General features: G+C 43.9%; 17 protein-coding genes. 15 read left to right on the top strand and 2 right to left on the bottom strand.

Going from position 1 to position 19,041, the window contains the following annotated elements; translation table 11 throughout:
* Positions 1–3 precede the first annotated feature (3 nt).
* The 7 genes from NQ536_RS02880 (at position 4) to NQ536_RS02910 (ending at position 7,728) form a co-directional block, all read left to right on the top strand.
* A complete protein-coding gene (locus tag NQ536_RS02880) occupies positions 4–498 on the top strand; it encodes an Lrp/AsnC family transcriptional regulator (RefSeq protein ID WP_004851317.1) in 495 nt (164 codons plus the stop codon).
* 248 nt (positions 499–746) lie between these two features.
* The gene (gene gdhA / locus NQ536_RS02885; protein WP_004851315.1) at positions 747–2,108 is read left to right on the top strand and encodes an NADP-specific glutamate dehydrogenase; all 1,362 of its coding nucleotides are present in this window, start codon (positions 747–749) and stop codon (positions 2,106–2,108) included.
* A 419-nt stretch (positions 2,109–2,527) separates the two neighbouring features.
* A complete protein-coding gene (locus NQ536_RS02890) occupies positions 2,528–3,214 on the top strand; it encodes a polyphosphate polymerase domain-containing protein (RefSeq protein ID WP_044998155.1) in 687 nt (228 codons plus the stop codon).
* 39 nt (positions 3,215–3,253) lie between these two features.
* Positions 3,254–3,934 (top strand): DUF4956 domain-containing protein, encoded by a 681-nt coding sequence (locus tag NQ536_RS02895; RefSeq protein WP_004851309.1) that lies wholly within the window; start codon positions 3,254–3,256, stop codon positions 3,932–3,934.
* 90 nt (positions 3,935–4,024) lie between these two features.
* Positions 4,025–5,998, top strand: a complete 1,974-nt coding sequence (locus NQ536_RS13755) for a carbohydrate-binding domain-containing protein (protein WP_004851307.1) — start codon at positions 4,025–4,027, stop codon at positions 5,996–5,998.
* Between the two features lie 117 nt (positions 5,999–6,115).
* Entirely contained in the window at positions 6,116–6,646 is a 531-nt protein-coding gene (locus NQ536_RS02905) for a histidine phosphatase family protein (RefSeq protein WP_004851305.1), read from the top strand.
* Between the two features lie 20 nt (positions 6,647–6,666).
* Positions 6,667–7,728: a putative manganese transporter gene (locus NQ536_RS02910; protein ID WP_044998065.1), complete on the top strand. Its 1,062-nt coding sequence runs from the start codon at positions 6,667–6,669 to the stop codon at positions 7,726–7,728.
* Between the two features lie 62 nt (positions 7,729–7,790).
* On the opposite strand, the gene NQ536_RS02915 is transcribed toward NQ536_RS02910, so the two are convergent.
* Entirely contained in the window at positions 7,791–8,036 is a 246-nt protein-coding gene (locus tag NQ536_RS02915) for a hypothetical protein (RefSeq protein WP_004851301.1), read from the bottom strand.
* A gap of 120 nt (positions 8,037–8,156) precedes the next feature.
* Positions 8,157–8,885 carry an SDR family NAD(P)-dependent oxidoreductase gene (locus tag NQ536_RS02920; RefSeq protein WP_227909664.1) on the bottom strand — a complete coding sequence of 243 codons (729 nt, stop codon included), beginning with the start codon at positions 8,883–8,885 and terminating at the stop codon, positions 8,157–8,159.
* A gap of 345 nt (positions 8,886–9,230) precedes the next feature.
* Between NQ536_RS02920 and NQ536_RS02925 the strand changes: the two genes are divergently transcribed.
* The 8 genes from NQ536_RS02925 (at position 9,231) to guaA (ending at position 18,983) form a co-directional block, all read left to right on the top strand.
* The gene (locus NQ536_RS02925; RefSeq protein ID WP_022058665.1) at positions 9,231–9,818 is read left to right on the top strand and encodes a LytR C-terminal domain-containing protein; all 588 of its coding nucleotides are present in this window, start codon (positions 9,231–9,233) and stop codon (positions 9,816–9,818) included.
* A gap of 491 nt (positions 9,819–10,309) precedes the next feature.
* Complete coding sequence (locus NQ536_RS02930; RefSeq protein ID WP_004851294.1) at positions 10,310–11,422, top strand: ABC transporter ATP-binding protein; 1,113 nt, start codon at positions 10,310–10,312, stop codon at positions 11,420–11,422.
* A 229-nt stretch (positions 11,423–11,651) separates the two neighbouring features.
* Complete coding sequence (locus NQ536_RS02935; protein ID WP_004851293.1) at positions 11,652–12,740, top strand: PucR family transcriptional regulator; 1,089 nt, start codon at positions 11,652–11,654, stop codon at positions 12,738–12,740.
* Positions 12,741–13,007: 267 nt separating this feature from the next.
* On the top strand, positions 13,008–13,694 hold the full coding sequence (ftsE, locus tag NQ536_RS02940; RefSeq protein WP_119203457.1) for a cell division ATP-binding protein FtsE: 687 nt from the start codon (positions 13,008–13,010) through the stop codon (positions 13,692–13,694).
* A complete protein-coding gene (ftsX, locus tag NQ536_RS02945) occupies positions 13,684–14,592 on the top strand; it encodes a permease-like cell division protein FtsX (protein WP_147335350.1) in 909 nt (302 codons plus the stop codon). Before ftsE ends, ftsX begins: the two co-directional genes overlap by 11 nt.
* Before the next feature lie 42 nt (positions 14,593–14,634).
* Positions 14,635–15,870 carry a murein hydrolase activator EnvC family protein gene (locus tag NQ536_RS02950; protein ID WP_004853783.1) on the top strand — a complete coding sequence of 412 codons (1,236 nt, stop codon included), beginning with the start codon at positions 14,635–14,637 and terminating at the stop codon, positions 15,868–15,870.
* 28 nt (positions 15,871–15,898) lie between these two features.
* A complete protein-coding gene (locus NQ536_RS02955; RefSeq protein WP_004853782.1) occupies positions 15,899–17,131 on the top strand; it encodes a S41 family peptidase in 1,233 nt (410 codons plus the stop codon).
* Positions 17,132–17,441: 310 nt separating this feature from the next.
* The gene (gene guaA / locus NQ536_RS02960; protein ID WP_004853781.1) at positions 17,442–18,983 is read left to right on the top strand and encodes a glutamine-hydrolyzing GMP synthase; all 1,542 of its coding nucleotides are present in this window, start codon (positions 17,442–17,444) and stop codon (positions 18,981–18,983) included.
* The last annotated feature ends 58 nt before the right edge of the window (positions 18,984–19,041 follow it).

Genomic DNA, 19,041 nt, shown 5'->3' on the forward strand with positions numbered 1-19,041 from the left:
CTTATGGAAAAGAAAGAAATGATATACTACAGACTGGATGAGGTGGATGAGAAGATACTTGCCATGCTTCAGGACAATGCACGTGTATCACTCAAAGATATAGGCGCTGAGGTGTCCATGTCACCTACAGCGGTTGGAACAAGAATAGACAGGATGCTTGCCGAGGGCGTGCTTGAGGGATTTACGACCAAGCTGAATCCTGAGGCTATGGGTCATTATATCAAGGCATTTATCAATTTGGAGGTTTCACCGGAGCAGAAGGCTGAGTTCTATCCATATATAGACAGCGTGTTAAATGTTGTGGAGTGCAACTGCGTGACAGGAGATTACTCAATGCTCATTGAGGTACGTTTCAAGACAACGGCAGATCTTGATCATTTTGTCGGAGAGCTTCAGAGATTTGGCAAGACCAAGACTCAGATCGTATTTTCCACAAATGTAAAGCACAGATGCAGATACTGGAAGAATGATCTTCACCACGATGAGGAGAAGAAGTAAAAATTGAAAACTGTGTCGAAAAGACTTTAGACGTTTAACTCAGCGGGAAATACCCCAAAACAAGAAGAATGTTTGTAAATAATAAGCTTAATTGATAAAAACAGGGGAAAATTAAGCAAAAACAAAAAAATACTTAGATTTCACAAGTTTTTTCTTTACAATCTTAATTTCCTATACTATAATAGGGAACGTGGTCAGGAAATAATTAACAGGTCACGATATATAATCAGTTTAGGAGGATTTTTACTATGTCATATGTTGATGAAGTACTCGAGATAGTACAGAAGAAGAATGCAGATCAGCCTGAGTTCTTACAGGCAGTAACAGAGGTTCTTGATTCACTCAGACCTTGCATCGAGGCAAATGAGGAGCTTTACAGAAAGAATGCTATCCTCGAGAGAATCACAGAGCCAGATAGACAGCTCATGTTCAGAGTACCATGGGTAGATGACAACGGACAGGTACAGGTCAACAGAGGTTTCCGTGTACAGTTCAACAATGCCATTGGACCATACAAGGGAGGTCTCAGACTTCACCCATCAGTAAACCTTGGTATCATCAAGTTCCTTGGTTTCGAGCAGGTTTTCAAGAACTCACTTACAACACTTCCAATCGGTGGTGGTAAGGGTGGTTCAGACTTCGACCCTAAGGGTAAGTCAGACAGAGAGATCATGGCATTCTGCCAGAGCTTCATGACAGAGCTTTGCAAGTATATCGGTGCTGATGTCGATGTTCCAGCTGGAGATATCGGAACAGGCGCTAGAGAGATCGGTTTCATGTTCGGTCAGTTCAAGAGAATCCGTGGATCATACGAGGGAGTTCTCACAGGTAAGGGACTTACATATGGTGGATCACTTGCTCGTACAGAGGCTACTGGTTACGGACTGCTTTACCTTACAAACGCACTGTTAAAGGATCATGACATTGATATCGCAGGCAAGACTTGTGCAGTATCAGGTGCTGGTAATGTTGCAATCTACGCAATCCAGAAGGCACATCAGTTAGGTGCTAAGTGTGTTACATGTTCAGATTCTACAGGTTGGATCTACGATCCAGAGGGAATCGATGTTGCACTTCTTAAGGAAGTTAAGGAAGTTAAGAGAGCACGTCTTGATGCTTATGCTGCTGCTAGACCATCAGCTGAGTACCATGTAAAGAAGGATGCAAATGATCACGGCGTATGGTCAATCAAGTGTGACCTTGCTCTTCCATGTGCTACACAGAACGAGCTTAACCTTGACGATGCTAAGATGCTTGTTGCAAACGGCGTTATCTCAGTAACAGAGGGCGCTAACATGCCTACAACTCTTGAGGCTACTAAGTACCTTCAGGAGAATGGTGTTCTCTTCGTTGGTGGTAAGGCTGCAAATGCAGGTGGTGTTGCTACATCAGCTCTTGAGATGAGCCAGAACAGCGAGAGACTTTCATGGACATTCGAGGAAGTTGATGGCAAGCTCAAGGGAATCATGGAGACAATCTACGCTAATATCTCAGATGCAGCAAAGAGATACAACATGACAGTTGGCGGAAACGCAGACTATGTTGCAGGTGCTAACATTGCTGGCTTCGAGAAGGTTGTTGACGCTATGCTTGCTCAGGGTGTTTGCTAATCATAAGCATTTGACGAGAGCCACATCTTCAAATCAACTAGACATAAGATTATAATATAAGACTATAGACGTCCATCTGTGGAGTGATCCGCAGATGGGCGTTTTTGCGTTGCGGTTGTCTTCAGTGACTTCTGTTGGTGTAATCTCTATGTTGTATATCCAATCACGTTTGTCTACCCTCACTTTGCCTTTGCTTCCATCGTGTACGCCGCGCCAAGCACGATAAGGGCGCCTAGCTCTCCGCGGCGACACAGAAGCGTCAAAGTTCGGTCGCCGGCACTACCGATTGGATATACAACATAGAGAATACACACCAACAGGAGTCACCGAAGACATTTTTTTATATTTAAAGTTCGTTTAAGCTTGGTAGGCTATTATAACATCATCAAGAGGAGATAAGATAAGAAAGGATGATGCTTATGGCAGATAATACATTTAAAAGATACGAACTTAAGTACATGCTTGACAGAGAGCGGTATGAGCAGGTAATGAGCGAAATGATAAGGTATATGCAGCCGGACCGGTTCGCACATAGCCAGATCATTAACATATATTTCGACACTCCTTCCCACAGACTCATCAGGGACTCCATAGAAAAGCCGGTTTACAAAGAAAAGCTCAGGCTCAGAAGCTATGGAGTCCCGGATGACGATTCAGAGGTTTTTATTGAGCTCAAGAAGAAATACAAATCTGTTGTGTACAAAAGGAGGCTGGAGGTGCCTGAACAGGAGGCCATGGATTATCTGGTGGGCGGTCAGCCACTGCACGAGGATTGTCAGATAGGAAGGGAGATAGATTACTTCATGCAGGTGTACAAGGATCTGGAGCCTGCGGTGGTTCTCTCATATGAGCGTGATTCTTACAAAGGCATAGACGATCCGGAACTAAGGATTACATTTGACTACGATATACTCTGGCAGAACGATGATCTTACACTGCAGAAAGAGCCGTATGGGCACAAGGTCATACCTGAATATAATATGTTGATGGAGATTAAGATGGCGGGCGGATTTCCATTGTGGCTGTCACATCTGCTCACAAAATACAATGTATACAGAACATCATTTTCGAAGTATGGAGAGGCATATAAACAGATGGTTGGTTGACATAAGTCAAGGGCAAACATAAGCAGGAGGATATAGAAGATGACAGGATTATTTAACAGTGTATTTGGTACAGCGACAACGATAACGGTGCAGGAGTTTCTAATCTGCATAGCGGTATCTCTTGCGATAGGCGTATTCCTTGCAGGGGTGTACGCGTTTAGGAGTAAATATACACAGAGCTTTTTGGTGACACTGGCACTCATACCAGCAGTCGTGTGCGTGGTGATAATGATGGTAAATGGTAATGTTGGCGCTGGCGTTGCGGTGGCAGGAGCTTTTAGTCTGGTGAGATTCAGATCAGTGCCCGGCTCGGCAAAGGAGATATGCGCAATATTTCTTGCGATGGGAGCAGGTCTTGTGACCGGAATGGGATTTATCGGATACGCGGTATTACTTGCGATAATACTTGGCGGAGCAATGTTCGCTTGCAGTCTTACGGGATTTGGCGGCGGAAGGGATGAAGAGAGAGCCCTGAAGATCACTGTGCCTGAAAATCTCGACTATACAGAGGCATTTGATGAGGTACTTGCCGACTGTACAGACAGTTACAGACTGACAAATGTGAAAACGACCAGCATGGGAAGTCTGTTCAAGCTTACATATGTGGTAAAACTTAAGAAAGATACAAATCAGAAGGATATGATAGACAGACTCAGGGTGAGAAATGGCAACTTAGAGATCATGCTGACACAGGTGGATTCGGGGGATATAACATTATAAATGATGACAAATGTATGAGATGATGTTGATGATATAAAGCAGAGCAGAAATTTAGATCGGTTGGCAAATGCTTAGTAAGGAGATGATCGCATGAGGAAGAATAAATATATGAGACATAGAGCGGGAATACGCACGTGTTTGGCGGTGGAGCTGACAGCGGCCATGTGCATGGCAATGCTTGCCGGATGTTCGACCGGCCAGAGCACAGGTTCGACTTCAGATACTGAGTTGGCAAGTGAAGTGAGCACAGCCACAGATGCTGACACAGATGCAGCGGATGCACAGAACACAAGTACAAAGACAGAGATGACTGTGGAGGAAATGCAGGCGGCTATAGATGAAGCCATGAGCAATGCGGCTATAGATATAACAGATATGTTCACGAAGCGGGATCTGGCGGGAACCTATGATGAGAGCGAGGCTGTAAAGATAACATTATCGGGAAAGACAGCCACATGTGACAGCTCAAATGTACATATAGAAGATGGTGTGGTGACGATCAAGGCGGCAGGTGTATACGTTCTGTCAGGGACACTCACAGACGGAACCGTCGTAGTGGATGCCGGTGATGATGACAAGGTGCAGCTTGTATTTGATGGCGTGTCGATCACGGCTGCAGACTATGCGGCGATATATGCAAAGAACGCAGACAAGGTATTTGTGACATTGACAGAGGGGACTGAGAACACCCTTACAGTGTCAGGCGACTATGTACAGACTGATGACAACAATGTGGACGCTGTCATATTTGCCAAATGTGATCTCACGCTGGGCGGCAGTGGAAGTCTTACGGTCAAGGATACCACCGGACATGGAATCGTGTCCAAGGATGATCTGGTGGTAACGAGTGGAACCTATACGATAGATAGTCAGGATCACTGCCTGAACGGCAAAGATAGCGTAAGAATTGCGGATGGAACATTTACCCTCACCTGTGATGAAGATGGAATACATGCCGGAAACGACGATCAGCAGGATGGCTACATATATATAGAAGGTGGAGACATTGATATATCGGTTGGAGACGATGCGATGCACGCGGAAGGCCTTTTGATCATAACCGGTGGAGATATAGACATTTCCAAGAGCTATGAGGGTATCGAGGGTTATAAGATACTGGTGACTGGCGGCGATATAGACGTGGTAGCCAACGATGACGGTTTCAATGCGGCAAGACCTGACAGCAACGGACAGAGCGATGGCACACAATCAACCGAGGATGATCAGAGGCAGACGGATTCGTTCCAGAGAAGGACAAAAGACACAGAAACGAACAGACCAGAGCTTCCGGAAAAAGGAGACCGGCCGGGAGACTCAGGCACACCTGGCGGATCTGGCATGGGCGCAGGCATGGATGCTGATTATGACGCATATATTCTAATAACTGGCGGAATCATCAATATCAATGCAGACGGCGATGGAATAGATTCAAATGGTTATCTTGGCATCGCGGGTGGCAGCGTGTATGTACTCGGTCCTTCAAACAATGGAAATGGTGCGCTGGATTACGGAATCTATGCGACTATCACCGGCGGTGAGATGGTGGCTGTGGGTGGTTCAGGCATGGAACAGGGATTTGGAGATGAGTCCACACAATGTTCTGCACTTGTCAATTTTGATGAGTGGATAGATGTCGGAGAGACGATCACCCTAACTGATTCCAATGGTAATAAGCTCCTAACTTACAAGGCTGACAAGAAGTTTGACTCAGTTTTGATAAGTACTTCAGATATGAAACAGGGTGAGACATACACTTTGACTGCGGGAGATCAGACGAGCACATTTGCAATGGAGGATGTGACATACAGCGAAGGTCCTAGCAGCATGCAGGGACCAGGTGGAGACCCAGACAACGGCGGCATGCAGAGACCAGACAGCACAGACAACGGTGGCATGCAGAGACCAGACAGCACAGGCAACGGCGGCATGCAGAGACCAGACAGCACAGGCGACGGTTCAGGCGCTGGAAATTCACAGAACTCAGATAAGAGACAGAACGGTGGGCAAGATAACAGCACTCAGTCCACAGAAACGCTTAAAAATACAGAAAGTATAAGCATATAAAATAAAATTCTAGAATAAAATTCCAGACACTTTATTATCCAAAACAGTTGATTTATTTGCAAAAATGCTTAATATTATAAAGATGTGACATCTGATAAAGTCGGAAGGAGTGTACAGATGAGGTTATATGTTGCGAGACATGGAGAGACAGAATGGAATAGACTGAACAAGGTCTGTGGCAGGACGGACTCCCCTCTTACAGATACAGGACTCAGACAGGCACAGCTCCTTGCAGACAAGTTGGATGACTGCCCTATTGATGTGATAATAGCATCTCCGCTTTCGAGAGCGCAGAAGACGGCCCAGGCGGTTGCTCAGAGAAAACATTTGCAGGTCGTTACGGACGACAGGCTCATAGAGCAGGATTACGGTGTGTATGAGGGGGTTCCTAGAGATGATGAGGATTTCCTCAATAATAAGAGGATGTTTGCCTATAGATACCCAGGTGGAGAATCCATGATGGATATAGCCAGGAGGACGTACGATCTCATCATAGAGACGAAGAAGCGAGATCCGGATTCGTCGGTGCTGTTTGTATGCCACAATGGAATATGCCGCGTGATATGCAGTTATTTTAGGGATATGACCAACGAGGAGTATTTTGAATTTAGTCAGGACAATTGCGGATACAATGTATATGAGTTCTGATGGCAAGGAGTGTTAGGGATATGTTTGGATTGTTAATAGATTCATTTAAGGATGCATTGTTTGATACGGTCAAACTCATCCCGTTTCTGTTCATCACCTACGTGATCATGGAATGGCTTGAGAGAAAGACTGCGGGCAGACAGGCAAATGTGTTGAAGAAGGCAGAAAAACTTGGACCTTTGCTTGGCGGAGTGCTGGGTATAGTGCCACAGTGTGGATTTTCGCTCATGGCATCAAACCTGTACAGTGGGGGAGTAATAGGAGCAGGTGTGCTCATAGCAGTATTTATGTCAACATCGGATGAGATGCTCCCGATAATGCTCTCAAATGATGCCATAAGTGCCGGAACTATAGCAAAGATTCTTGTGACAAAGGCTGTTATAGCAGTTATAACGGGCTATATAGTGGGATTTGTGCTGGACAGGCTCAGAAAACCAGTGGAAGTGAAGAGGATAGAACACGGACACGGTCATGTACATCAGGATCAACATGGGCATATGCATGGCGAAGCTGCGGCAGAAAATACACAGTATCCCCAGAACATAGTTTACAACAATATAAAGGGTGAGAAAAACAATGGCGGACACGTGCATGATTACGTTCATGAGCACAGCCACGATCACGGACATTACGGAGAGAAAAATATACATGAGGTGTGTGAACAGGAACACTGTGACTGCGAGGGCGGCGTGCTGAGGTCGGCATTGGTACACACTGCAAAGATTGCGATATTCATATTCATTTTTACCCTGATAATAAATATAGTTATAGAGTTGGTTGGGGAGGATACCATAGCAAGGATATTCAATGATGTGCCAGTTCTTGGTGAGGCTTCGGCTGCTCTGGTGGGACTCATACCTAACTGTGCGGCTTCAGTGATCATAACAGAGCTTTATCTTCAGGGGATACTCAGTGCCGGAGCCATGATGTCCGGACTTCTCGTGAGTGCCGGGGTGGGACTTGTTGTTTTGTTCAGAATGAACAGACACAGACCAGCTGAGAATATTAGAATAGCAGCGGTGCTCTATGCAGCGGGACTTATGTGGGGACTTCTCATAAATGCGGCAGGAATAACATTTTAATAGTTTAGACAAGACAACAAAAAGGAGATTGTGAAAATACAATCTCCTTTTGCTTGTGTGTGCTATTTGATTCGTTTTTTACCGCAAACTGGACACACATCCTGACTTGTGGGCTGTCCGCATCCCCAGCATATCCATGTGTCACCTGTTTCGGTGGTGCCCTCTGAAGTCTTCTGAGTCGGTTTCATTTTGAAATTTTTGGAAACAATCTCGACATTACCGTTTTCATCAAGAGTGGTCTGCATATCGGTTAATGTGGCATCCTCAGCAGGTTTGCTTTTTTTCTTTTTCCCAAATCCAAATCCCATTTTATAACCCCTGTTTCTATAACATATATAGTTTATTTTAAAGCAATATGTACAAATAGGCAATAGGGATTTGGTAAGTTACACAATGTTTTGGTTGAAAATGTTCAATAAAATATGTGGCTACTGCCATGCACCGTCAAAGGTGATGACCTGGCCGTTCAGATAGTTTCCACAGCCGGCTATGCGGCATATGAACTCAGCGGCTTCCTGTGGCGTTGCCATGCGTCCTGCGGGGATCTCATCCTCCAGCATCTGACGTTCATCAGGCGAGAGATGACCGTTCATGGTCGTATCCACTGCGCCAAAGGCTATTGCATTGACCGCTATGCCACTTGGGGCGAGCTCTTTGCCGAGAGCTTTTGAAAATGAGTTTACAGCGCCTTTGGAGGCTGAGTAGGCAACCTCACAGGAAGCTCCGCAGCATCCCCACACAGATGAGACATTTATGATATGGCCTTTGTGAGCGCGTACCATATAAGGAACAACTCTGTTGCAGCTGTTAAACACTGAGTATATGTTGGATTTCATGGTTCTGTCAAAATCTTTGATGGTCATGTCGGTGAGAAGCCCTACGTAGGATATTCCGGCGTTGTTCACCAACAGAGCTATATCATCACCGAATGTGTCTGTGATGGTTCGTATAAAATTCTCCATGAAATCCATATCCCCGGCATCCCCGCTCATTGCCAGACAGTGACATCCCTTTGCATCAAGTTCTTTTTTGAGAGACATGAGCTCGTCTCTGTGTCTGAAAGAAGTGATCGCGATATTGTTATATGAGTCAGCAAGCTTTAAAGCAGTGGCCCTTCCGATTCCGGTAGAAGCTCCGATTATTATTGCAGTATCCAAAAAATGACACCTCCTTGCCATAAATGTGGAACAGGCACATGAAAAGTCGCTACGCGAGGTGCCTGCGTGCTTCACAAGGACTCTCCCGTAAGCGGGTCCTCCTCGTGAAAAGTGGAGCAGGCACATGAAAAGTCGCTGCGCGAGGTGCCTGCGTGCTTCACAAGGACTCTCCCACAGAGTGGGTCCTCCTCGTGAAAATTATTATATCATGTGAATTACATGTTGAAAATAAAAAAGCACTTTGGTATACTCTAGTTGTTTTTGTTGATAAACTGATGAGACTTAAATTGGATTTAAAGATACTGATCAAATATTGAAATGCATAAAGAATATGGAGGCTGTATAATGGGTAAGAAAGTTATGAAATTGTTTTTAGATACCATGCTCAGAGCTGCGGTTATAATACTAGCGGTTGCGATAGTGGTAATGCTGGTGCTCCTCGCAAAGACGATGAGCAAGAGTAAGAAGAACGACACTACAAGCAAGAAAGAGGTGTCAAGTATAGTTACAGAGGAGAATGATCCATCGGATCCTACATTTGGAGGAGACGGAGATGCTGCCGAAACAACAGATGCTTCGTCAGACGGCGAGGATTCGCAGGATCCTTCAGAGGATACAAGCTCATCAAGCGCAAAGAACGCAAAAATGGTAGTACTCAACGCATCAGGAGTATCAGGAGTTGCAGCTACATGGCAGACAACACTCACAGCTGATGGATACACATCGGTGGATATAGGAACATATCAGGGAGATACACAGTCTTCCACGACGGTATATACATCTGATTCATACGATGTAAGTTCACTTACAGCGATTCTCGGATCTGCTTCCACAAGTGCCAGAACTGACATAGACGATTCTATGGCAGATGTAGATATAAGTGATGCGGATATTGTTGTTGTCATCGGTGTTGACAACGCAGCAAATAACTAGAATATTATGAAGTCCTTTGTACTGATGGTAGTTCATCGGTACGAAGGATTTTTTTGACGGTAGTAAAAATACTGCATATTTTGAAATGGTAAAAATCAAATTGAAATCAACGCAGGATAAAAAAGTCGTAATTAAGACAAAATAACAAAAATTTGAAGCAGCAGTAAAAGAGAAACAATTTTTGTCAAGTATATATATGGTTAAATTGAATAGGCAAAAGTTATAAAATATACTGAAAACCTTACTAAAAAACGGTGAAAATAGTGAGCTATTGGTGAAGGTTTCACAAAAAACAAAGTGCAAAGCCTATCAAAAAGCCTAGAAAATCGTCAAAATGTTGTAAAAAATGCGAACGTATACATTTTAGACAAAAGTTCAAAAAATTTTTTGAGCAATAATCACATAGAATGAAAAATGTGGATGATGTAGAATAACAATAGTTTTTAGGGTGAACAAAAACAAGATTATATACACTACGGAGGTAATTTCAAATGGCAAGTTTATCACTTAAGAACATTTACAAGGTATATCCTAACGGATTCAACGCAGTTAAGGACTTCAACCTTGAGATCGAAGACAAAGAGTTCATCATCTTTGTTGGACCATCAGGATGTGGTAAGTCAACAACTCTTAGAATGATAGCAGGACTTGAGGATATCAGCTCAGGTGAGTTATGGATCGGCGACAAGCTTGTAAACGATGTAGAGCCAAAGGACAGAGATATTGCAATGGTATTCCAGAACTACGCTCTGTATCCACATATGTCAGTATATGATAACATGGCATTCGGACTTAAGTTAAGAAAGGTACCAAAGGAGAAGATTGATAAGGCGGTACATGAGGCTGCTAAGATCCTTGATATTGAGCATCTTCTCGACAGAAAGCCAAAGGCTTTATCAGGTGGTCAGAGACAGCGAGTTGCTATGGGACGTGCTATTGTCCGTGAGCCAAAGGTATTCCTTATGGACGAGCCTCTTTCAAACCTTGATGCAAAGCTTCGTGTTCAGATGCGTGTTGAGATTTCAAAGCTTCATCAGAGACTTCAGACAACTATCATCTACGTTACACATGACCAGACAGAGGCTATGACACTTGGTACAAGAATCGTAGTTATGAAGGATGGTATCATCCAGCAGGTAGATACTCCTCAGAACCTCTACGACAAGCCATGTAATCTCTTCGTTGCAGGATTCATGGGTATGCCACCTATGAACTTCATCGATTGTAAGGTTGTTAAGTCAGGCGCTGACGTCCTCCTTATGTTTGGTTCACACTCAATCAAGGTTCCAGACAGCAAGGCTGAGAGACTCATCGCACTTGATGCAATTGATAAGGAAGTTGTTCTTGGTATCCGTCCAGAGGATATTCATGATGAGCAGCTCTTCATCGAGTCATCACCAGAGAGCGTAATCGATGCTAGAATCAACATCTATGAGATGCTTGGTGCTGAGGTTTACTTATACTTCACAATCGACCAGTTCGATATCACAGCAAGAGTAAATGCTCGTACAACAGCTAGACCTGGTGATACAGTTCAGTTCGCATTTGACTTAAGCAAGATTCATATCTTCGATAAGGAGACAGAGGAGATTCTTGTTAACTAGTCTATAACAAGTAGAATGTACATTACACTTCGGATATTCTGAATATTTATAAAAGTAGATATCCAGATAATCTTGAATAAGTGGTTTAATTCTTAAATATTAGAGAAAATGCAGAAATTATATATAAAAAATCTGCATTTTCTCTTTTTTTTTCAACAATTTTGCTTTAAAATAAAAGCAATGGATTACGGGAACAAACCAATAAAGAGTATAAGGAGTGAAAAGAGTAATGATATCAAACCAGATTCTTCAAGATACAATAGATGGATTAAAGAGCATAACAAGAACTGATCTGTGCGTACTTGACACAGAGGGCAAGGTGCTTGCGTCAACTCTTAAGGATATAGATGACTGCGAGGATTCAGTTCGTGCATTTGTGGATTCGCCTGCAGAGAGCCAGGTGGTAAGAGGATACCAGTTCTTCAAGGTGTTTGACGACAATCAGTTGGAACACATTCTTATGGCAAAGGGTGAGACTGATGACACATACATGGTAGGCAAGATCGCAGCATTCCAGATTCAGAATCTTCTTGTTGCCTACAAGGAGAGATTTGACAAGGATAACTTTATCAAGAATCTTCTTCTTGACAATCTCCTTCTGGTTGATATCTACAACAGAGCTAAGAAACTTCACATTGACACAGATGTGAGAAGAATCGTATTTATCATCGAGACAAAGAATGAGAAGGATACGAATGCACTTGAGACAGTTCGTAATATTTTTTCAGCAAAGACAAAGGATTTCATCACAGCAGTTGACGAGAAGAATATAATCCTTGTCAAGGAAGTGAAGTCCAATGAGACTTATGAGGATATGAATAAGATCGCTCAGGTTATCGTAGATATGCTGAACACAGAGGCCATGTCATCAGTTCATGTATCATACGGTACTATAGTTAATGAGATCAAGGAAGTATCACGTTCTTACAAGGAGGCCAAGATGGCACTTGATGTAGGAAAGATATTCTACGAGAACACAGATATCATCGCATACGGCAATCTTGGAATAGGAAGACTTATATACCAGCTTCCGCTTCCACTCTGCAAGATGTTCATCAGAGAGATATTTGACGGCAAGAGCCCTGACGAGTTTGATGAGGAGACACTTACAACTATCAACAAGTTCTTTGAGAACAGTCTGAACGTGTCAGAGACTTCAAGACAGCTGTATATCCACAGAAATACACTTGTATATAGACTAGATAAGCTTCAGAAGAGCACAGGTCTTGACCTCAGAGTATTTGAGGATGCGATCACATTCAAGATTGCTCTCATGGTAGTAAAGTATATGAAGTACATGGAAAAGCTTGACTATTAAAAATCGAGACACCTGAATTATATAAAATCATTTGTTTATCAAGATTAATACACAACGGCAGTCAGCATATTATATATATGAAGACTGCCGTTGTGTAATATTGGGATGACACCCGGAATATAGCGGGGCAATATAAAGCAATATTAATTCACAAACAAAACACAACAAAAGCAGTGATTTGTAGTATAATGGTTCGTGGACAAAGTCGAGAGACATAGATTAGGTTAGCAGGTGACCTCTAGCAGGTCAGCATATAGGAGACATAAGATGATAGAATTGGAGAACGTGAGCATGACATACCCTGGTGGTATAGAGGCTCTCAAGAATGTGAATATAAACATAGAAAAAGGCGAGTTCGTATTCATAGTTGGAAGCAGCGGATCAGGAAAGACAACACTGTTCAAGCTGTTGCTCAAGGAACTCGATCCTACAGCCGGAAATATAACGGTTGCCGGTTATGACTACAGCAAGATAAAGAACAAGGATATACCGAAGGTCAGAAGAAGGATAGGAGTGGTGTTCCAGAACTTCAGACTGCTTAAGGACAGGACCATATACGAGAACGTGGCATTTGCACAGAGAGTTATCCAGACTCCGGTTAGATATATAAGAAGACGAGTGCCGGCGATGCTTACACTGGTGGGACTTGCAGACAAATACAAGTCATATCCGAAGGAGCTTTCAGGTGGTGAGCAGCAGAGAGTAGCCATGGCGAGAGCGCTGGTAAACAATCCGGATATCATCCTTGCGGATGAGCCGACCGGAAACCTTGATCCGAAGAATTCGCTTGATATCATGAATCTCCTTGAGGATATCAACAAGAGGGGAACCACAGTTGTGGTTGTAACTCACAACAAGGATATCGTCAATGAGATGAAGAAGAGAGTTATCACGCTTAAGAAGGGCGTGATCATCAGCGATGAGAAGGAAGGAGGATATATAGATGAAGATTAGTACATTTTTCTATATCCTCAGACAGGGATTTGCGAATATAAGAAGAAATATATTGTTCTCACTGGCATCGATAGGAACGATCATATCGTGCCTCTTCCTGTTTGGAATCATCTATGCGGTGGTTGTGAACTTCCAGTCGGGAATGCAGGAGCTTGAGAGCACGGTTACAATATCGGTATTCTTTGATGAGGATACCTCAGATGAGACGATACAGCTGATAGGTGAACAGATAAGAACACTTGATTATGTAAATACGATGGATTTTGTATCGGCAGATCAGGCGTGGGATAACTTCGTTAAGCAGAACTATGACAATCCACAGGCTGCAAAGGATGCATTTGGAGATGATAATCCGCTTAAGAATGCAGCGTCATACGAGGTGACGCTCAAGGATGTGTCAAAGCAGCCAGAGTTCGTTGCATTCGCACAGGGACTTTCAGGAGTTCGCAAGGTCAAGAGTTCGGATGTGACGGCTGACAGCATAACGACACTTTCGTCACTGGTAGGATATGCATCCATCGGAATAGTAGTCATACTGATGCTGGTGTCCATCTTCCTTATAAGCAATACCATCACGATAGGAATCACGGTGCGCAAGGAAGAGATCGGGATCATGAAGCTCATAGGAGCGACAAATGTGTTCGTAAGGGCGCCGTTCATCATAGAGGGTGTCATAATAGGAGCTGTGGGATCGGCGATACCGTTGGTTCTTCTGTATTATATGTATGACAAGATACTGACATATGTGGCAGGAAGATTCCAGGTTGTAACGACACTGTTTGCATTTGTGAGCCAGAAGGAGCTGTTCAGCACGATGGTTCCGGTCGGACTTGTACTCGGTATAGGAGTCGGACTTGTGGGAAGTATTCTGACGACAAGGAAGCATTTGAGAGTCTGATACTAATTTTGTTATGTGGGGTTAACAAGGAGTAGTAGGATTATGAAGAAGAAATATGATAATTGTCGCAAAATAAAAAGATCGACATTGTTAGTGTTGGGCTGTCTGGCAATGGGGGGCGCGATGCTGCTTCAGACAGGTGACAGCACTGTCAATGCGATGACCAAGGAAGAGGCTGAACAGCAGAAAGAGGAAGCCAAGGAGAATGAGAAGAGTGCCAAGGATATACTGAACGCCATGGAGGAACAGCAGAATGAGCTTGTTCAGGAGGTGGCTGATCTTGATGCTCAGGCGACAGCTGTACAGACGGAGATTACAAAGAAACAGGATGAGGCGGATGAGATTGAGGCGGGCATAAAAGATACCAAGAAACATTTGAAAGAAGCCCAGGAAGCCCAGGATAAGCAGTATGAGGCTATGAAACAAAGGATACAGTACCTTTATGAGGAAGGTGATGAAGAAATTGTGGATGCCTTTATAACATCTGTATCATTTACAGATCTTCTAAACAAGTCGGAGTACATTGATCAGATATCGGACTATGATCAGAAGCAGCTGGCAAAATTGATAAAGAGTAAGGATGATATTGCGCAGTATGAGAAAGATCTGGAGGCGGATCTCAGACAGGTTGAGTCTATCAAGACTGACTTGGAAAATGATAACGACCAGCTTCAGGCGTTGATAGATAAAAAACAGCAGGATATAAATAAATATTCTGATGATATTGATGCCCAGAAATCTCTCATGGCGAAATTTACCGCACAGAGGGAGGAAGCTGAGAGACGTATAGCTGAGATAGCAAGGCAGGAGATGATTCGTGCCAGGGCAAATGGCGGTGGAGTCTACACTCCGGATGGAAAAGTTTATGACACATCAAAGTATGCGGGCAAATTTATGTGGCCGGTATCGACAGGTGGAGTTATAACAGATGAGTTCGGTTACAGAGATGCGCCGACAGCTGGAGCGAGTACATATCATCAGGGACTTGATATCGGATGCGATTACGGAACAGATATAGTTGCAGCTGAAGCAGGAACTGTTGTCATGGCGTGCTACAACGGTGGCGGTGGAAATATGGTCATGATAAGTCACGGTGATGGAATATGTACTGTGTATATGCACAATTCACAGTTGTGTGTTAATGTGGGAGAGAAAGTCGTTAAAGGACAGGTCATAGCAAAGGCGGGAAGCACGGGAGTTTCAACCGGTCCGCATTGCCATTTTGGTGTATCCATAGATGGCACGTATGTAAACCCACATGATTTTCTAGGCCAGTGATAATAAGACCAGATTGGAGATGTAAGCGATGAGAAAGACGATCAAAAAGGCGGTAGTGACGGTCGTACTTGCAAGTACGGTGATAGGACTTACGGGTTGCGGTTCATCCGGTGTATTCAGCAGTTCACTGAATGGTGGGAAAAGTTCCAGTAAGGTCACATATGATGGTAACCTGATAGATGCGGATGTCCTGAGTAAGACATCAAAGATCGAGACTATCATAGATAATTATTATTACAATGATGTCGACGATGATGCGGTCAAGGAGGGTATATACAAGGGAATTATGGAATCTTTGGATGATCCATATGCTGAGTATTACACCAAAGAGGAGTATGCCAAACTGCAGGAGGATGACTCGGGAGAGTATGCAGGAATAGGTGTCACAGTCAGCAAGGATGAGGATACCGGATATGTGAGAGCTGTCAATATTCTGGAGGGAGCACCTGCAGAAAAAGTTGACATACAACCAAATGATGTTATCGTCAAGATCGATGATTACGATATATTGACGGATGACGATCTGGATTATCTCGTGTCACTCATAAGAGGCGAGGCCGGTACAGATGTCACACTCAAACTGTATAGAGAGAGCGACAAATCATACCATGATGTGACAATCACAAGAGAGATTGTGGAATACAGCACAGTTTCCTCATTTATGATAGATGACAAAATAGGATATGTGAGGATCACACAGTTTATAGACAACACTGATGAGTTGTTCGAGAAAGCAGTGGAGAAACTCAAAAAAGAGGGTATGCAGGCATTGATGATAGATGTCAGAAGTGATCCGGGCGGAATGCTTACATCGGTTGTCAGCATTTGTGATTACCTTCTGCCGGAGGGAACTATAGTTTCCATTAAGGATAAAAACGGCAAGGTTGAAGAGGAATACAAGTCTACAGATGAGCAGTCACTGGATATGCCTATGGTTGTCCTGACAAATGAATACAGTGCCAGTGCATCAGAGATACTGACGTCAGCACTGAAGGAATTCAAGGTGGCTACAGTTGTCGGAACAAACACCTACGGCAAGGGAATTGTTCAGAGCGTTATACCTCTTGGTGATGGTACTGCCATTAAGCTTACCACACAGAAATATTTTACCCACGATGGAAATGACATTCATAAGAAGGGCGTTGCTCCTGATATCGAGGTCGAACTGCCGGATGATTACACTTACAAGGATTTCCAGGGCAAGAATGACAGCCAGTACCAGAAGGGTATTGAAGTGCTTAAGGGAAAGCTTGGTAAGTAGAAATGGCTTGGCTTACAGTTTTATGCGTGAACAATAGAATTCTATAATAACCAGTTGGATGACGTCGAATGATATAAAGATGAATACAATATATCGTGCAGAAATAGGAAAAGGCGAATCATATATAAAGATGTATATAATATATCAGATAGAATGAGGAAATGCTGTGATATATATAGAATTTGCATAAATATTAAAAACAACATAATTTTTGGACAATATGCAGCACAAAAGTGCTGCATATTGTGTTATACTAAGAAATGTTCAGAAATCTGTTATAGGTAAATAAAAGGCAACAAAGGAGATATACATGGATAAGGAACTGATTATCGTATTGGACTTTGGCGGACAGTACAACCAGCTGATCGCCAGACGTGTAAGAGAGTGTAATGTATATGCCGAAGTACATCCGTACACATTGCCGCTGGAGAAGATCAAAGAGATGAACCCTAAGGGAATCATCTTTACCGGCGGACCAAACAGCGTATACAAAGACGAATCACCTAGCTGCAGCAAGGAGATATTTGAACTGGGTATTCCTATTCTCGGAATATGTTACGGTTCACAGCTCATGGCGCATCTGCTGGGCGGCAAGGTCAGCACGGCCCCTGTCAGCGAGTATGGAAGAACAGAGGTAGAGGTTGACAAGACATCAAAGCTGTTTGCAGATGTGAATGACAAGACCATCTGCTGGATGAGTCACACAGACTATATTGCAGAGGTACCAGAGGGCTTCAAGAAGACAGCTTACACTCCTGTATGCCCAGTGGCAGCTATGGAGAACGCTGAGAAGAAACTGTATGCGACTCAGTTCCACCCAGAGGTTATGCACACCGAGGAAGGTATGAAGATGCTTCGAGCATTTGTCATGGATGTATGCCAGTGTGCAGGCGACTGGAAGATGGATTCATTTGTAAAAGATACTATAGAGAGCCTGCGTGCCAAGATAGGCGATGGCAAGGTGCTGTGCGCCCTGTCAGGTGGTGTGGACTCATCAGTGGCTGCAGTTCTCCTGTCCAAAGCGATAGGCAAGCAGCTCACATGTGTGTTCGTAGACCACGGTCTTCTTCGTAAGAACGAGGGCGACGAGGTTGAGGCGGTATTTGGACCGGACGGTCCATACGACCTGAACTTCATCAGAGTGAATGCTCAGGACAGATTCTACAGCAAGCTTGCCGGAGTAACCGAGCCTGAGGCAAAGAGAAAGATAATAGGCGAGGAGTTCATCCGTGTATTCGAGGAGGAGGCCAAGAAGATTGGTGCCGTTGACTTCCTCGTACAGGGAACCATATATCCTGACGTCATCGAGTCAGGCCTTGACAAGTCGGCAGTCATCAAGTCCCACCACAATGTAGGCGGACTTCCTGACTATGTAGATTTCAAGGAGATCGTGGAGCCACTCCGTCTTCTCTTCAAGGACGAGGTCCGCAAGGCCGGCCTTGAGCTTGGAATCCCAGAGTATCTGGTATTCCGTCAGCCATTCCCAGGCCCAGGCCTTGGAATCAGAATCATCGGAGAGGTCACAGCCGAGAAGGTCAAGATCGTTCAGGATGCCGATGCCATCTACCGCGAGGAGATCGCAAAGGCAGGTCTCGACAGAAGCTTCGGTCAGTACTTCGCAGCCCTGACCAACATGCGTTCAGTTGGCTGTATGGGAGATTTCAGAACCTACGATTACGCCGTAGCACTCCGTGCTGTAAATACAACAGACTTCATGACAGCAGATTGTTCAGAGATACCATTTGAAGTTCTTCAGAAGGTAATGAACAGGATTATCAATGAGGTTAAGGGTGTTAATAGAGTAATGTATGATCTGACCAGTAAACCACCTGGAACGATTGAGTTTGAATAATGTACATGAGCCAAGAAATGCCGAATTTAAGACGTTTCTTGGCTCATTTTTGGTTGAG

It is taken from the genome of Coprococcus eutactus, assembly GCF_025149915.1.
GTDB lineage: Bacteria > Bacillota > Clostridia > Lachnospirales > Lachnospiraceae > Coprococcus > Coprococcus eutactus.

Coding starts and splice junctions, on each gene's coding strand:
- NQ536_RS02950 (WP_004853783.1), top strand. CDS start 14,635: ATGAAGAAGAAATATGATAATTGTCGCAAAATAAAAAGATCGACATTG.
- NQ536_RS02890 (WP_044998155.1), top strand. CDS start 2,528: ATGGCAGATAATACATTTAAAAGATACGAACTTAAGTACATGCTTGAC.
- ftsE (WP_119203457.1), top strand. CDS start 13,008: ATGATAGAATTGGAGAACGTGAGCATGACATACCCTGGTGGTATAGAG.
- NQ536_RS02910 (WP_044998065.1), top strand. CDS start 6,667: ATGTTTGGATTGTTAATAGATTCATTTAAGGATGCATTGTTTGATACG.
- NQ536_RS02895 (WP_004851309.1), top strand. CDS start 3,254: ATGACAGGATTATTTAACAGTGTATTTGGTACAGCGACAACGATAACG.
- NQ536_RS02905 (WP_004851305.1), top strand. CDS start 6,116: ATGAGGTTATATGTTGCGAGACATGGAGAGACAGAATGGAATAGACTG.
- NQ536_RS02955 (WP_004853782.1), top strand. CDS start 15,899: ATGAGAAAGACGATCAAAAAGGCGGTAGTGACGGTCGTACTTGCAAGT.
- NQ536_RS02925 (WP_022058665.1), top strand. CDS start 9,231: ATGGGTAAGAAAGTTATGAAATTGTTTTTAGATACCATGCTCAGAGCT.
- guaA (WP_004853781.1), top strand. CDS start 17,442: ATGGATAAGGAACTGATTATCGTATTGGACTTTGGCGGACAGTACAAC.
- NQ536_RS13755 (WP_004851307.1), top strand. CDS start 4,025: ATGAGGAAGAATAAATATATGAGACATAGAGCGGGAATACGCACGTGT.
- NQ536_RS02930 (WP_004851294.1), top strand. CDS start 10,310: ATGGCAAGTTTATCACTTAAGAACATTTACAAGGTATATCCTAACGGA.
- NQ536_RS02915 (WP_004851301.1), bottom strand. CDS start 8,036: ATGGGATTTGGATTTGGGAAAAAGAAAAAAAGCAAACCTGCTGAGGAT.
- NQ536_RS02880 (WP_004851317.1), top strand. CDS start 4: ATGGAAAAGAAAGAAATGATATACTACAGACTGGATGAGGTGGATGAG.
- ftsX (WP_147335350.1), top strand. CDS start 13,684: ATGAAGATTAGTACATTTTTCTATATCCTCAGACAGGGATTTGCGAAT.
- NQ536_RS02935 (WP_004851293.1), top strand. CDS start 11,652: ATGATATCAAACCAGATTCTTCAAGATACAATAGATGGATTAAAGAGC.
- gdhA (WP_004851315.1), top strand. CDS start 747: ATGTCATATGTTGATGAAGTACTCGAGATAGTACAGAAGAAGAATGCA.